The organism is Streptomyces sp. NPDC007025, from assembly GCF_042869455.1.
In the GTDB taxonomy this organism is placed as follows: Bacteria; Actinomycetota; Actinomycetes; order Streptomycetales; family Streptomycetaceae; genus Streptomyces.
Genome location: NZ_JBIAFT010000012.1, coordinates 224,568 through 239,482, shown reverse-complemented (window position 1 = coordinate 239,482; position 14,915 = coordinate 224,568). Strand labels below are relative to the sequence as shown.

Annotated in this window: 10 protein-coding genes; 2 read left to right on the top strand and 8 right to left on the bottom strand. The window is 74.1% G+C overall.

Translation table 11 applies throughout. From position 1 onward, the window contains the following. Positions 1-194: 194 nt before the first annotated feature. Complete coding sequence (purH, locus tag ACFYMO_RS24115; RefSeq protein WP_366772499.1) at positions 195-1,817, bottom strand: bifunctional phosphoribosylaminoimidazolecarboxamide formyltransferase/IMP cyclohydrolase; 1,623 nt, start codon at positions 1,815-1,817, stop codon at positions 195-197. After that, positions 1,810-2,472, bottom strand: coding sequence for a phosphoribosylglycinamide formyltransferase (purN, locus tag ACFYMO_RS24110; protein WP_366772498.1), 663 nt, complete (start codon positions 2,470-2,472; stop codon positions 1,810-1,812). The genes purH and purN overlap by 8 nt, the downstream gene beginning before the upstream one ends. Before the next feature lie 246 nt (positions 2,473-2,718). Between purN and ACFYMO_RS24105 the strand changes: the two genes are divergently transcribed. Beyond that, positions 2,719-3,783, top strand: a complete 1,065-nt coding sequence (locus ACFYMO_RS24105) for a hypothetical protein (protein WP_366772496.1) — start codon at positions 2,719-2,721, stop codon at positions 3,781-3,783. Positions 3,784-3,857: 74 nt separating this feature from the next. On the opposite strand, the gene ACFYMO_RS24100 is transcribed toward ACFYMO_RS24105, so the two are convergent. Beyond that, positions 3,858-5,690: a DUF6350 family protein gene (locus tag ACFYMO_RS24100; protein WP_388548801.1), complete on the bottom strand. Its 1,833-nt coding sequence runs from the start codon at positions 5,688-5,690 to the stop codon at positions 3,858-3,860. Between the two features lie 817 nt (positions 5,691-6,507). Between ACFYMO_RS24100 and ACFYMO_RS24095 the strand changes: the two genes are divergently transcribed. Further along, positions 6,508-7,479 carry an RNA polymerase sigma factor gene (locus ACFYMO_RS24095; RefSeq protein WP_388548798.1) on the top strand — a complete coding sequence of 324 codons (972 nt, stop codon included), beginning with the start codon at positions 6,508-6,510 and terminating at the stop codon, positions 7,477-7,479. A gap of 169 nt (positions 7,480-7,648) precedes the next feature. On the opposite strand, the gene sucD is transcribed toward ACFYMO_RS24095, so the two are convergent. The 5 genes from sucD to ACFYMO_RS24070 all read right to left on the bottom strand — a co-directional run bounded on the left by sucD (position 7,649) and on the right by ACFYMO_RS24070 (position 14,833). Further along, positions 7,649-8,533, bottom strand: coding sequence for a succinate--CoA ligase subunit alpha (gene sucD, locus ACFYMO_RS24090; protein ID WP_075002133.1), 885 nt, complete (start codon positions 8,531-8,533; stop codon positions 7,649-7,651). Between the two features lie 35 nt (positions 8,534-8,568). Continuing rightward, positions 8,569-9,741 (bottom strand): ADP-forming succinate--CoA ligase subunit beta, encoded by a 1,173-nt coding sequence (gene sucC, locus ACFYMO_RS24085; RefSeq protein ID WP_019354837.1) that lies wholly within the window; start codon positions 9,739-9,741, stop codon positions 8,569-8,571. Positions 9,742-10,011: 270 nt separating this feature from the next. Continuing rightward, a complete protein-coding gene (locus ACFYMO_RS24080) occupies positions 10,012-11,217 on the bottom strand; it encodes a VWA domain-containing protein (RefSeq protein WP_388548794.1) in 1,206 nt (401 codons plus the stop codon). Beyond that, the gene (locus ACFYMO_RS24075; protein WP_388548791.1) at positions 11,214-13,724 is read right to left on the bottom strand and encodes a DUF5682 family protein; all 2,511 of its coding nucleotides are present in this window, start codon (positions 13,722-13,724) and stop codon (positions 11,214-11,216) included. The genes ACFYMO_RS24080 and ACFYMO_RS24075 overlap by 4 nt, the downstream gene beginning before the upstream one ends. After that, positions 13,721-14,833 carry an AAA family ATPase gene (locus ACFYMO_RS24070; protein ID WP_366772505.1) on the bottom strand — a complete coding sequence of 371 codons (1,113 nt, stop codon included), beginning with the start codon at positions 14,831-14,833 and terminating at the stop codon, positions 13,721-13,723. Before ACFYMO_RS24070 ends, ACFYMO_RS24075 begins: the two co-directional genes overlap by 4 nt. Between the last annotated feature and the right edge of the window lie 82 nt (positions 14,834-14,915).

Below are 14,915 nucleotides of genomic sequence, written 5' to 3'. Positions count from 1 at the left end.
CGGGGGGGGTGCGGGGGTTCTGGGGGGCCGGGCCCCGGGCGCCCCGGGGGGCCCCCGGCCCCCCGCCCCCCCCCGGGGGGGGCCCCGGGGGGGGTGGGGGGGGGGGGCCCCCCCCGGGGGGGGGGGGCCCCGACCCGATTCCTGTGCCGGACCTTCCTGTGCCGGACCTTCCTGTGCCGGACCCGGCCCGGCGCTCAGTGGAAGAAGTGCCGCGTCCCGGTGACGTACATGGTCACGCCCGCCTCGGCCGCCGCCTCGACCACCTGCTCGTCGCGGACCGAGCCGCCCGGCTGGACGACGGCGCGCACGCCCGCCGCGGTCAGCACCTCCAGCCCGTCGGGGAAGGGGAAGAACGCGTCCGAGGCCGCGTAGGCGCCGAGCGCCCGCTCCGCACCGGCGCGCTGGACGGCGAGCCGGGCCGAGTCGACGCGGTTGACCTGGCCCATTCCGACGCCCACAGTGGCGCGGTCCTTGGCGAGCAGGATCGCGTTGGACTTCACGGCCCGGCAGGCCCGCCAGGCGAAGGCGAGTTCGGCCAGCTCGTCGGCGCCGAGCGCCTCCCCCGCGGCCAGGGTCCAGTGCGCCGGATCGTCGCCCGTCGCCTGGAACACGTCCTTGGCCTGCGCCAGGACGCCGCCGTCGACGGGACGGAACTCGACCGGCGCCGCCGGCGCCTCCGGGCAGCGCAGCACGCGGATGTTCTTCTTGCGGGAGAGCGCCTCGAGCGCCCCGTCCTCGTAGCCGGGGGCGACGACGACCTCGGTGAAGATCTCCGCGACCTGCTCGGCCATCTCCCGCGACACCGGCCGGTTCACGGCGATCACACCGCCGTACGCGGACAGCGGGTCGCAGGCGTGCGCCTTGCGGTGCGCCTCGGCGACGTCCGCGCCCACCGCGATGCCGCAGGGGTTGGTGTGCTTGATGACGGCGACGCACGGGTCGGTGTGGTCGTAGGCGGCGCGGCGCGCGGCGTCGGTGTCGACGTAGTTGTTGTACGACATCTCCTTGCCGTGCAGCTGCTCCGCCTCGGCCAGTCCGCCGTCGCCCGAGGTGTAGAGCGCGGCGGGCTGGTGCGGATTCTCGCCGTACCGCAGCACGTTCTTGCGCTGGTAGGTGACGCCGTGGAAGGACGGGAACGGGTCGTGCTCCCGGCCGCCCCCGCCCGCCGTCCCGGCACCGGACCCGGCGTCGGTGGACTCGGCGGCGTCGGCGTACCCGGAGAACCAGCCGGCCACCGCGACGTCGTAGGCCGCGGTGTGCTGGAACGCCTCGCCCGCCAGCCGCTTCCGTGCCGCCAGGTCGAAGCCGCCCTCTTCGGCGGCCGCGAGGACCTCGCCGTAGCGGTCCGGATTGACCACGACCGCCACGGACGGGTGGTTCTTGGCCGCGGCGCGGACCATCGAGGGTCCGCCGATGTCGATCTGCTCCACGCAGGCGTCGTCGGAGGCGCCCGAGGCGACGGTGTCCGCGAACGGGTAGAGGTTGACGACCACCAGTTCGAACGGCTCGACGCCCAGCTCGCCCAACTGCTCACGGTGCGCCGCCAGCCGCTGGTCGGCGAGGATGCCCGCGTGCACGCGCGGGTGCAGCGTCTTGACCCGCCCGTCCAGGCACTCGGGGAAGCCGGTCAGCTCCTCGACGGGGGTGACCGGAACCCCGGCGTCCGCGATCCGCTTCGCTGTCGAACCGGTCGAGACGAGCTGCACCCCGGCGGCGTGCAGCCCCCGCGCCAACTCCTCCAGCCCGGTCTTGTCGTACACACTGACCAGCGCGCGGCGGATCGGCCGCTTGGCGCCCAGCGCAGCATTCTCACTCATGACCCAGTCGTACCCTTCTCATGTTCGGCCCCTCGAGGGTGTAGCCGTGGCGGGCGATGCGCCCCACCACCTCGACGAGCAGCCGTCGCTCGACTTCCTTGATCCGCTCGTGCAGGGCGGCACCCTCGTCGGTGTGGTCCTCGTCCCGGATCTCGACCGCGCGCTGCGCGATGACGGGACCGGTGTCGACGCCGTCGTCGACGAAGTGGACAGTGCATCCGGTCACCTTCGCGCCGTACGCGAGCGCGTCGCGTACGCCGTGGGCACCGGGAAAACTGGGGAGCAGCGCGGGGTGCGTGTTGAGGACCCGCCCGCCGAACCGCGCCAGAAAGCGGCTGCCGACCACCTTCATGAAGCCCGCCGAGACCACCAGGTCCGGGGCGTGCGCCTCGGTCGCCCCGGTCAGGGCGGCGTCCCACTCGGCGCGGTCGGCGAAGTCCTTGACCCGGCACACGAAGGTGGGGATCCCGGCCCGCTCGGCCCGCGCCAGCCCCTCGACACCGCTCCGGTCGGCCCCGACGGCGACGATCTCGTACAGGGCGTCGACCGCGGGGTCGGCCGCGGCGTCGAGCAGCGCCTGGAGGTTCGTGCCGGACCCGGACACCAGGACGACGAGGCGCACGGGGGCGACGGGACGGAAGGACTGCGCGTCCACGACAGGGCTCTCTCTCGCGGGGAGACGGAATTGTGCGGTCGTACAAACACGTGGACCCGAGGATTCCGGGGAACTCTACGAAGCGTCCGACCGTCGGCAACGATACCGGCACTCGGAACGGCCCCCACGGGACGGGGGCGCATGCGGAAGGTAGCGTCAGGGACACGGTCTCCTTGGGTTCCCGCGGGGGCTCAGGGCCCAGGGCCATGGAAGCGACGCGGAAGCGATGAGGAAGACACACACCAGATGACCGACCGACGCCGCCGTGCGGCCGCATCCGACAGCACCTCCCGCGAGGACAACCCCTTCGCGCCGCCGCCGGAGGGGCAGCCGGAGCGGCCGTGGGAGCCGCGGGTGCCGCGCGAGCGCGGCACCGGCGGGTCGCCGGGGGCCGGCGGAACAGGTTCGGGGCCCTCGGGACCCTCCGGCCAGGGGTCGGGCACCGCCGCGGGCTCGTCGGACGGCGGCCCGACGGAGGGCCGGGCTGACGGCTCGGCCGACGGCGGCTCGCAGGGCGGGGATCGCGAAGACGCCGGGGGCTCGGACGGTGAACGGCAGGCGTCGGGCTGGGGCAGCCAGTGGAGCGCCCGGCAGCCCGGGCGGCAGAGCGGCGGATTCGGCGGCGGCCCCGGCAAGGCGGGCAGCGGCAGCGGGGACGGCCGGAACAACGGCGACCAGGGCCCTTCCGGACCGGGCGGTCCCGGCGGCCCGGACGGCCCCGGCGGCACCCGCGGGATGCGCTGGGACCCCACTGACCCCCTGCAGCGCCATGCCCGCTACTCCCTGCACGCCGGAATCTGGGGCCTGTTCTTCGCGCTGCTGAGCGTGCCGCAGGTCGCGCTGCTGCTCGGGGCGCTCTCGCTCTACTGGGGCAGCAACGCGCTGCGCGGCAAGCTGCCCGCTTCCGCGACGAAGTCGGGAGGCAAGCCCGCGACGAAAGCCGGAAAGGCCGGAAAGGCCGGAAAGAAGGACAAGGACGGCAGGGGCAAGGGTGCCGCGGCCACCGCGGAGGACGTGGCCGGCACGGCGCGCGGCGCGGAGCAGGAGGGCGCCGGCGGCGACGCGGACGGCAAGCCCCGGGTACCGCTGGCCGTCACGCCCGCCCAGGCGGCCAAGGCCAAGCGAACAGCGGCCATCAGCGGCCTGGTCACCGCGAGTCTGACGCTCATGATCGTCGGGGCCACCTTCGCGTTCCAGTTCGTGTACAGCGACTTCTACGCCTGCCAGAACGACGCGCTCACCCAGTCCTCCCGGGACGACTGCACCCGGCACCTGCCCGAGGAGCTGCGGCCCTTCCTGGAGGACCGCTGACCCGCCGACACCACGCCACCGGGCGCCACCGGCCTCACCACTGTGCGGACGGGCGGACCCCGGTACTCGACGGATCACTTCGCGGGGGCCGCCGGAACCGTCTCGTCCGGGCGGGCCGGGACGTCGGCGGGGGGCGCGGCGCCTGCGGAGGGCCGGGCGTCGGCAGGGGACGGTACATCGCCACAGGGCGGGGTGTCGCCACAGGGCGACGTGCCACCACGGGGCGCGCCGGGGGCCACGGCGTCGCGGCCGGGTAGCGGGCGCTCCGGCGCGGGTGCGGGCCGGTCGGCGTCGGTACGCGGTGCGGACGGCGGCGTGCTCCGCCGTTCTCGCTCCGCCTCGCCCGCTGCGGACCGTTCGAGGCCGCGGTGCCCGTCGAAGTCGTCGGGCGCGAAGTCGGGCATCAGGCCGCCGGAGGCGGATTTCATCACGGACCAGCGTGCGCGGCGCACCTCGTCGGTGTGCCATGCGGGGTCGGGGCCGTAGCCGCGGGCGGCGAGCACGGCGGCCCGCACGGCCTGCGCCGCGGCGGCCGTCGCCCTGCGCGTGCGGTACCGCGTCCACCAGCCGACCCACAGCGCGGTGGGCAGTCCCACAGCGGCCATCCACGCGCACGCCGCACCTCCGGCCTGCCACCAGCGGGGACCCACATGAGCGAGCGCCCCGTCGCCGAGGGGGCCGCTCGCACTCGCGGTGAGCAGCGCCATGACGGCCCCGCAGAACACGGCGGCGAGCAGGACGGTCACGACGGTGGCGCGCCGGACCGGTCCACCGCGCGGCGCCCTCCCGGGACCGGGTCGGGGTCCGGGGCCGGAACCGGGTCCGGGACTTGATTCGGGCCCGACAGCCACCTCGGAACGCCCCACCCACCAGCCGCACAGCAGCCCTCCCAGCAGGGGCACCAGACCGGTCAGACACCACTCCGGAACGCTGCCGGAGCCCTCTTCCGGCACGGCGGCCAGCAGCGGGAACGGCGGGAGCGGCGGGGCCGCCGTCGTGGCGAGCGGGCCCGCGACACTACCGGCGCCCAGCGTGAAGCCGGGGCCCAGAACGTAGGACGCCGCCCACAGCGCCGCGTTGGGCAGCAGCGCGACCGTGAGCAGCAGCAGCCCGAGATACCCGGATGCGCTTCCCGCGAACTGCGGGAACGACCCGAACACCGCGCGCGCGTTCCAGACGAGGGCAGCCGCCAGAAGTGCCGCGCCGCCGGCGCACAGCACCACGGTGGCCGTACCGGCCGCCTGTACGGCCACGATCACCCGCTCCCGGGTGACAGGGCGCAGGGCGGCACGCAACCGGGTGCGGGCCGGATCCGGCAGCCTCGCGAGAAGGCCGGCCCGGCTCCTCGCGAGCGCGTGGGGCGGCAGGCAGCGGACCGCACACAGCCCCGTCACCAGCAGGGCGAACAGCGGCAGGTGACAGGCCGCGCTGACGGGTTCCGCCTCGAGCGGACCGCCGGCTGCGGAGGCCAGCACGGCGGCGGTGACCAGGAGATAGCCGCCCGACACCCATACCGCCACCTCCGACGGCCCGTAGTCGTCGTCCGCGGTCGGCCGCGCGTCCAGCGCCTCCCGCGTGGCGCGCCACAGCAGCCACACGGGTACCGCCGTCAGCAGCAGAGGCGTCACTCCCACGGGTGCCACCGAGCCGGTCAGTGCTTCCTGCCGCACGAGCTGCGCGCCGTGCGCCAGCAACCACAGGTCCGCCGCCGTGCGCAGGGCTTCGTCCGCTCCTCCGACGGGATACGGCGAGACGGTCCACAGCAGCAGGACGACGACGGCGGACAGGCCGAGCCCGAGTCCGGCGGCCACCGCACCGCCCAGCAGCCATCCGCTGGTGAGGGGCAGGAGACGAGGGCGGCGGCGGCCCGGGGAGAGCGACGGACCGCGGTGCGTCAGGGGGCTCACAGCGCCATGCTGCCAAGAACACCCGTTTTGCCCTAGTAGCAGGCATTTTGTCGCTGTGTCGCACAAGCTAAGCGGTATGCCTCTCTCTTCCTCCTCCGACGACGCCCGGAACACGGCCCGGCCCCGTTCCCCGGAAGCTTCCGACGCGCCCTCACCCGGAGCGGCTCCGGCCGCGCGGACTCCGGCGAAAGCCCGGACGAAGACCCAGGCGAAAGCCCGGACGGGGAAGAGGCCGACGACGAGCGCGGAGAAGGCGGCGCACGGGACGAGGAATCGGAAGAGGGGGAAGAGCACCGGCGGCCGGGCGGCAGCCCAGGGCCCGAAGGCCGCCGCGCGGGCCTCGGGAGCCGCCGCGCAGGCCCCGGAGACGGCACAGGCCCGATCCGCGTCCGACCCCACGGGCGAACCCGGACCCGCACCCGGGCCCGGCTCCGAGTCCGGGTGCGGGCCCGGCACGGAGCCCACACCCACGCTCGCACCCGAGCCCGCACCCGGATCCGACACCGCTCCACGCCCCGAAGCCGGTCACACCTCCGCGACAGAGCAGACGCCGTCCGAGCAGGAGCCCTCGGAGCAGGAGCCGTCCGAGCAGACACAGACGCAGACACACACGCAGCCACGGCCGCAGGCACAGCCGCTGCGGCAGACGCAGACATCGGCACAGACACCAGCGCAGACGCCGACGCGGGGCGGGGAGGAAGCAGAGCCCGTCACACCGATCCCGCGGAGCGAAGCACAGCCGCAGACCGGCTCGCCGCGGGTTCCGGCGCCGACGCCGCGGAGCGAGCCGGAGCCGTGGGTCGAGGTGGTGGCGGATGTGCCCGGCCCGGTCGAGGATTTCGTCCGGTCGGCCCGGCGGACGACAGCGCTGCCGGACGATCCGGTCGCCGCGTTCGACGAGCTGTACCTGTGGCAGGCGCGGGCACTGACCCGCCAGGCACTGCTGCTGTGCGGGCACCGCAAGGTGGCGGAACGGGCCGTGCGCTGGGCGTTCCACCAGGCGTGGCAGCACTGGCCGAAGGTGCTGGCAGGGGGCGATCCGACCCGGACGGTGCGGGCGACGGTGTACGACTACGCGCTCTCGCCCTGGCATCAGTTCCATCCGAGACACCGCAGACCTGAGGTCTGCGGGGGTTCGTCGGCCGACAGCGCGGTGCTGGAGTCGTTCCTGGAGCTGCCACGCAGCTACCGGGCCGCGCTGCTGCTGCACTACGGGCTGGGACTGGCCCTGACCGAGACGGCCGCCGAGGCGGAGTGCAGCACCGAGGCGGCGGCCGGACGGATCGCGCACGGGCGGGCGGCGCTGGAGGAGAGCTGGCCACCGCTGGCACGGTCGCCGCGTCGTCGGCGGGGTGCCGTGCTGGCCCGTACGCTGCGCGAGCTGGCCGCAGCGCAGCCGGTGCGCCCGGTCCCCGCCCCACTGGTGCGGGGCGGCAGCGCGCGGACGACGCGGCTGTGGACGCGCGCTTCGGTCGGCCTGACGGCGGCGGTGGCCGCTGCGACCGCGTTCACGCTGCTGACGCCACAGACCGGCGGCAGCGCCCCGGCGCAGGAGCGGGAGCGGGCACCACGGGTGACATTCGCCCCGGCGATGTTCCCGGGCGGCCCGGAAGCGGGGCCGGGGACTGGAACGGGGACCGGCACCGGGACGAACACGCGCTCCTCCCCCACGACCGAGCGGGACAGCGCGGGCTCCTCGGTCCGGGCACCGGCCGGAGGAACCGGGCAGGCATATCTCCCCCAGCTGCGGTCCACCAACACCCGGGGGCATCTGCGCGACCTCCCGTAGCCGGGACCTGCCTCCCCTCCGCTCCATCCGGACGCGGCCGGACACGCCGACGGGCCCGCACCCCGGAGGGTGCGGGCCCGTCGGGCGGCTGAAGCCGGGTGCCCAGGCGTCAGGCGCTCAGGCGTCAGGCGCTCAGGCGTCAGGCGCTCAGGCGTCAGGCGCTCAGGCGTCAGGCGCTCAGGCGCTCCCGCGCGAGCCGCGCGGTCTCGGACGGGGTCTTGCCGACCTTCACGCCCGCGGCCTCCAGGGCCTCCTTCTTCGCCTGCGCGGTACCGGAGGAGCCGGAGACGATGGCGCCCGCGTGGCCCATCGTCTTGCCCTCCGGCGCGGTGAAGCCCGCGACGTAGCCGACGACCGGCTTGGTCACGTTCTCCTTGATGAAGTCGGCCGCACGCTCCTCGGCGTCGCCGCCGATCTCGCCGATCATCACGATCAGGTCGGTGTCCGGGTCGGCCTCGAACGCCTTGAGGGCGTCGATGTGGGTGGTGCCGATGACCGGGTCACCGCCGATGCCCACGCAGGTCGAGAAGCCGATGTCGCGCAGCTCGTACATCATCTGGTACGTCAGCGTGCCGGACTTGGAGACCAGGCCGATGCGGCCCGGCTTGGTGATGTCGGACGGGATGATGCCCGCGTTCGACTGGCCGGGGGTGATCAGGCCGGGGCAGTTCGGGCCGACGATCCGCGTCTTGTTGCCCTTCTGGGCCGCGTAGTCCCAGAAGTAGGCGGTGTCGTGGACGGCGATGCCCTCGGTGATCACGACGGCGAGGCCGATGCCCGCGTCGACGGCCTCGATGACCGCGTCCTTGCTGAACTTCGGCGGGACGAAGATCACGGTGACGTCGGCGCCGGTGGCCTCCATGGCCTCCTTGACGCCGCCGAAGACGGGCACCTCGGTGCCGTCGAAGTCAACGGTGGTGCCCGCCTTGCGGGGGTTCACACCGCCGACGATGTTGGTGCCGGAGGCCAGCATCCGCTTGGTGTGCTTCTGGCCCTCCGAGCCGGTCATCCCCTGGACGATGACCTTGCTCTCCTTGGTGAGGAAGATAGCCATGGTGTGTCGGTGTCCTCGTTCGGTCTCGTCCGGGCTTACTTGGCGGCCAGCTCGGCGGCCTTGTCGGCCGCGCCGTCCATGGTGTCCACCTGCTGCACGAGCGGGTGCGCTGCGTCGGTCAGGATCTTGCGACCCAGCTCGGCGTTGTTGCCGTCGAGGCGGACGACCAGCGGCTTGCTGACGTCCTCGCCCTTGGACTTGAGCAGCTCCAGCGCCTGCACGATGCCGTTGGCGACGGCGTCGCAGGCGGTGATGCCACCGAAGACGTTCACGAAGACGGACTTGACGTCCGGGTCACCGAGGATGATCTCCAGGCCGTTGGCCATCACCTCGGCGGAGGCGCCGCCACCGATGTCGAGGAAGTTGGCGGGCTTGACGTTGCTGTGCGCCTCGCCCGCGTAGGCGACGACGTCGAGGGTGGACATGACCAGTCCCGCGCCGTTGCCGATGATCCCCACCTGGCCGTCGAGCTTGACGTAGTTGAGGTTCTTGGCCTTGGCCGCGGCCTCCAGCGGGTTGGCCGCCGCCTTGTCCTCCAGGGCCTCGTGCTCGGGCTGGCGGAAGTCGGCGTTGGCGTCCAGCGACACCTTGCCGTCCAGCGCGATGACCTTGCCCTCGGCGGTCTTGACCAGCGGGTTGACCTCGACCAGGAGGGCGTCCTCCTTGACGAAGACGTCCCACAGCTTGACCAGCACGTTGCTGATCTGGTCGACCAGCTCGGCCGGGAACTTCGCGGCCTCGGCGATCTCGCGGGCCTTGGCCTCGGTCACGCCCTCGATGGCGTCCACCGGAATCCTGGCCAGCGCCTCCGGCTTGGTGGCCGCGACCTCCTCGATCTCCACGCCGCCCTCGACGGAGGCCATGGCCAGGAAGGTGCGGTTGGTGCGGTCGAGCAGGAAGGAGACGTAGTACTCCTCCTGGATGTCCGCGGTCTGGGCGAGCATCACCTTGTGGACCGTGTGGCCCTTGATGTCCATGCCCAGGATCTGACCGGCCTTCTCGACCGCGTCCGCCGGGTCGGAGGCCAGCTTGACGCCGCCGGCCTTGCCGCGGCCGCCGGTCTTGACCTGCGCCTTGACGACCGCCCGGCCGCCGAGCCGCTCGGTCACCTCGCGCGCCGCCTCGGATGTCTCGATGACTTCACCGGCCAGCACCGGTACGTCATGCTTGGCGAAGAGGTCCCTCGCCTGGTACTCGAACAGGTCCACGCGCGTCCGTCCCCTTAATCAGTGGTCTCGCGGTCGATGTCAGCGTGGGCGTGCCGCAGGGCCGCGGCGTCCACGGGTCGCGCGGCATGTCCGCCTTGCAGGTTAGCCCTGCGTGCGTGCGGTGCCTAAATCGCACCTCACACATACGCGGTGACAACGGTCACAGCGCACACCCGGAAGGTGTGCGGGGCACCGACCGGCACCCGTCCCGCACACCCGGGGACTCCCGGGGACTCCCGGGGACTCCCGGGGACTCCCGGGCCGGCCGGGCTACTCCGGCACGGGCAGCGGACGCTTCTCGATCGCCGCCGCCATCACCTCCGGGAAGTGGTCGGGCGTACAGGCGAAGGCGGGCGCACCCAGCGCCGCGAGCGCGGCCGCATGGTCCCGGTCGTAGGAGGGCGCGCCCTCGTCGGAGAGGGCGAGGAGGGTGACGAACCGAACACCGGACGCCTGCATCGCGGCGACCCGTTTCAGCATCTCCTGCCGTATCCCTCCCTCGTACAGGTCACTGATCAGTACGACGACGGTCTCCGCCGGGCGGCTGATCCGGGACTGGCAGTAGGCCAGCGCCCGGTTGATGTCGGTGCCCCCGCCCAGCTGGGTGCCGAAGAGCACGTCGACGGGGTCGTCGAGGTCCTCGGTCAGATCCACCACGCTGGTGTCGAAGACGACGAGCCGGGTGTCGAGCGTCCGCATCGACGCCAGCACCGCACCGAACACGGACGCGTAGACGACGGAGGACGCCATCGACCCGGACTGGTCGATGCAGAGGATGACCTCCTTCTTGACGGACTGCGCCGCCCGCCCGTACCCGATCAGCCGCTCGGGGACGACCGTCCCGTACTCGGGCAGGTAGTTCTTGAGATTGGCGCGGATGGTGCGGTTCCAGTCGATGTCCCGGTGCCGGGGGCGGTTGATCTTCGCGGAGCGGTCGAGCGCGCCGGTCAGGGTCGAGCGGGTGCGTGCGGCGAGCCGCTTCTCCAGCTCGGCGACCACCTTGCGGACCACCGCGCGCGCGGTCTCCCGGCTGGTCTCCGGCATTGCCTTGTTCAGCGACAGCAGGGTGCCCACCAGGTGCACGTCCGGTTCGATCGCCTCCAGCATCTCCGGCTCCAGCAGCAGCGCGGAGAGCCCCAGCCGGTCGATCGCGTCGCGCTGCATCACCTGGACGACGGAGCTGGGGAAATAGGTGCGGATGTCGCCCAGCCAGCGCGAGATCCGCGGCGCCGAGGCGCCGAGCCCGCCCGAGGTCCCGGTACCGCTGCCGCCGCCGGCCGGACCGCTGCCGCCGGCCCCGCCGTAGACCGCCTCCAGGGCCCCGTCCATCCCGCTGTCGGCGGCGCCCAGCGCACAGCCGGTGCCGTCCGCCGCGCCGCCGCCCAGCACCAGCCGCCAGCGCCGCAGCCGCTCGTCCGCCGCGGCTCCGGTGGGCTGCGCCCCGCCGGACTCCGCCGGCTCTTCTCGGACCGTCATGCCCGTGCCCCCTCCCGTTCGTGACTCCTGTCCGCCGCATCGCCGCCGTCCCCGGCGGACGCCGTGCCGAGCAGCAGCCGCACCGTCTCCAGCACGGCGTCGGCCCGCCGCGCCTCCAGCCCGGCACCGAACCCGGGCAGCCCCGCGCGCTCGCCGCTCCCCCGGCGGCCGCCCTCCCCCGCGGGACCGCGGCGCACCAGTTCGCCGAGCGTGCGCCGCACCCCCGTCTCGTACTCGGCGAACGTCCGCCGCAGCAGCGGCAGCACATCCGTGAACGCGTCCGCCGGCACGCCCGCCAGCCAGCGGTCCACGAGTGCCAGCAGCCGCTCGTCGTGGACCAGCAGCATCCCGCCGCCCGCGAGGAACCCCTCGATCCACGCCGCGGCCTCAGCCGGAGGCGTTCCCGGCGACAGCGCCAGGCTCACCAGCCGTTCCGCCTCGGCGTCCGGCAACCGGCCGTCGTCCAGCAACAACCGCGCACAGCGGCCCCGCAGCAGGCCGGGTACCCGGTCCCGGCCCGCGAGGGTGCGCAGTACCGTCCGCCATCGGTCCAGCAGATCTCCGGCCGACCCGCCCTCGGTGTCCGGCGGCGCACCGTTCTCGGTGTCCGGCGGCGCACCGTTCTCGGTGTCCGGCGGCGCCGCCGCACCGTCCGCTGCCGACCGGTCGCGGGCGAGCAGGTTCACCGCCTGGTGCGCGGCGTCGAGATGGCCGCGCATCTCGCGGGCACCCTCGCTGTCCAGCCCCGCACAGGCGGGCGGCAGGCCGACCCGGACGCGCTCGGCCATTCCACCGGCGACCTCCGCCAGCGCTCCCGCGTCGGTACCCCGCACATCGCCGTAGCGCAGCGTGCGCACCAGCGCCGGGAGGGCCCGCGCCAGGTGGCCGACGTCGGACTCCAGCGCGGCCCGGTCGGCCAGCACCCGCATCACCACCGGAAGCGCGTCCGGCAGCCGGGCCAGCAGGCACAGTTCGGCGAGCGCGGTGACGTCGGCCAGCGCGGTGCCGGGTTCGACGGCCCGGGACCGCGCCTTGGCGGTGGCCGCCTCGTGCACGGTCGTGCCCCAGATCCCCGCCTCGGCCACCCGCACGGACAGCTCCGGCTCCCAGCGCAGCCGCCAGCTCTCCCGGAAGGTGCCGGTACTGCCGCTCCGGGAGCGGACGGGCTCGCCCCAGTCGATGCCGAGCAGCCGGAGCCGGTGCAGCAGCCGGCTGCGTGCCGCGTCGGTCTCTTTGCGCAGATCCAGGTCGAGCTCGCGTTCTGCGGCGGACGGCTTGAGCCGCACCGCGCGCTGACAGCGTGCGAGGTCGCGCTGGAGGGGGACGGCCGGGCCTCCCTCGGGCACCTCTCCCAGTACGTCACCCACCACGAGCCGGTCCCGGATCAGCTCCAGCGGCACGTCGGAGCCCTCGCACAGCACGGACCGCACCGCGTCCGTCGTCTCCGTCAGCCCGGCCAGCGGGCGCCCGCGCAGCGTGGCCAGCGTCCCGGCGAGCCGTACGGCCTCGATGAGGTGCGCGGAGGAGACCTGGTGGTCCTGCTCCCGCAGCAGCCCGGCCACTCGGGTCATCCAGCGCTCCACCGGCCGGTCCGGGGCGGTGAAGAGGTGGCGATACCACCCGGGCGAGGCGATGCCCGCGCCGTATCCGGACCGGCGTGCCAGTCGCCGGTGCGTCCAGGGCACCCAGGTGACCTCGGCCTTCACCTTGGGGAGCCCCTTGAGGGCACGCCGGTCCGCGGTGACCGTGGCGGCCTCGGTGAGCGCCGGTACATGCCAGGCGCCACAGACCACGGCGGTGCCGGCGTCCCCGAACTCCTTGCGGGCCTCGCGCAGGCGCAGCCGCATGTGCGCCTCCCGGACGAGGTCCCGCTGGTGGCCGCCCGCGCCGTGCACCGCGCGAAGTTCGGCCATCGCCTCGCCGAGCGCCGCGAACGGCTCGTAGGGGTCGGCGCCGGGAGCCGCGCCGCGCCGGTGCTCGACGGCGTCCTCCCACCAGCGCTCCGGGTCGTCGTACCCAGCCGCCTCGGCGAGCGCCGCCAGCGGGTCGAGCCGGACGCCGCTGCCGCCCTCGGGCGCGGCGTCCGGGTCGGCACCAGGATCGGCGTCCCCGGCGGCACCACCCCCGTCGGTGCCGCCGGGGACCGTCTCCTGCTCGCCCTCGCTCATGGCGAGCGTGTGGGCGGCGGGCAGGTCGATGAAGCGGACCGGGACCCCGCGTCGCACGGCCCAGCGGATCGCCACCCATTCCGGTGAGAACTGGGCCAGCGGCCAGAAGGCGGCCCGGCCCGGCTCGTCCACGGCGTGGGCCAGCAGCGCCACCGGCGGGACCATGCCCTCGTCCCCCGCCGCGGCGGCCACCGCGTCGGCCTCGGGAGGGCCCTCGATCAGGACGACGCCCGGTTCGTACGCCTCCAGCACGGCACCGACCGCCCGGGCCGAACCCGGGCCGTGGTGCCGGACCCCCAGCAGCAGCGGACCTGCCGCGCCCCCTGCGCCAGCCGTCATGCGGACACCTCTCGGCAGGCCCGGTAGAAGTCCTTCCAGCCGTCCCGCTCTCGGACGACGGCCTCGAGGTACTCCTGCCACACCACCTGGTCGGCGGACGGGTCGCGGACCACGGCGCCGAGGATGCCGGCGGCCACGTCCCCCGACCGCAGCACTCCGTCCCCGAAGTGCGCCGCCAGCGCGAGCCCGCCGGTCACGACCGAGATGGCCTCGGCCGTGGAGAGCGTCCCGGAAGGGGACTTGAGCTTCGTACGGCCGTCGCCGGTGACTCCCTCCCGCAGCTCGCGGAAGACGGTGACCACCCGGCGGATCTCGTCGAACCCCTCGGGCGCGGGCGGCAGGTCGAGGGAACGGCCGAGCTGGCCGACCCGGCGCGCCACGATGTCCACCTCCGCCTCGGCGGTCTCCGGCAGCGGCAGCACCACCGTGTTGAAGCGGCGGCGCAGCGCGCTGGACAGCTCGTTGACGCCCCGGTCCCGGTCGTTGGCCGTCGCGATCAGATTGAATCCGGCGACCGCCTGCACCTCTTCGCCCAGTTCGGGGATGGGCAGGGTCTTCTCCGAGAGCACGGTGATCAGCGTGTCCTGCACATCGGCCGGGATCCGGGTCAGCTCCTCGACCCGCGCCGTCATGCCCTCGGCCATGGCACGCATCACCGGACTCGGCACCAGAGCCTCCCGGCTGGGGCCCTGGGCGAGCAGTTGCGCGTAGTTCCACCCGTAGCGGATCGCCTCCTCCGCGGTGCCCGCCGTGCCCTGGACGAGCAGCGTCGAGTCGCCGCTGACGGCCGCCGCCAGATGCTCGGACACCCACGTCTTGGCGGTGCCGGGCACGCCGAGCAGGAGCAGCGCGCGGTCCGTGGCCAGGGTGCTGACCGCGACCTCGACGATGCGGCGCGGCCCGATGTACTTGGGGGTGATGACGGTGCCGCCGGGGAGCTCGCCGCCGAGCAGGTAGGTGGCCACGGCCCATGGGGACAGCCGCCAGCGGGCGGGCCGCGGACGGTCGTCGGCCGCGGCGAGGGCCGCCAGCTCCTCGGCGAAGGCTGTCTCGGCGTGCGGCCGCAGCGCGGCAGCGGGAGCGGCCGGGCCGGCGGCCGGCTCTCCCACGGACTCGGCAGCCGGATCCGCGACATGGCTCTCGGTCACAATTCCCCCTCGGAGCAGACCGGTTCTGGAAAAAGACAAGGGA

What these genes read in the sequence shown, in the direction of transcription:
- purH (WP_366772499.1), bottom strand. Translation starts at nt 1,817, where the DNA reads ATGAGTGAGAATGCTGCGCTGGGCGCCAAGCGGCCGATCCGCCGCGCG.
- ACFYMO_RS24105 (WP_366772496.1), top strand. Translation starts at nt 2,719, where the DNA reads ATGACCGACCGACGCCGCCGTGCGGCCGCATCCGACAGCACCTCCCGC.
- sucD (WP_075002133.1), bottom strand. Translation starts at nt 8,533, where the DNA reads ATGGCTATCTTCCTCACCAAGGAGAGCAAGGTCATCGTCCAGGGGATG.
- ACFYMO_RS24080 (WP_388548794.1), bottom strand. Translation starts at nt 11,217, where the DNA reads ATGACGGTCCGAGAAGAGCCGGCGGAGTCCGGCGGGGCGCAGCCCACC.
- ACFYMO_RS24075 (WP_388548791.1), bottom strand. Translation starts at nt 13,724, where the DNA reads ATGACGGCTGGCGCAGGGGGCGCGGCAGGTCCGCTGCTGCTGGGGGTC.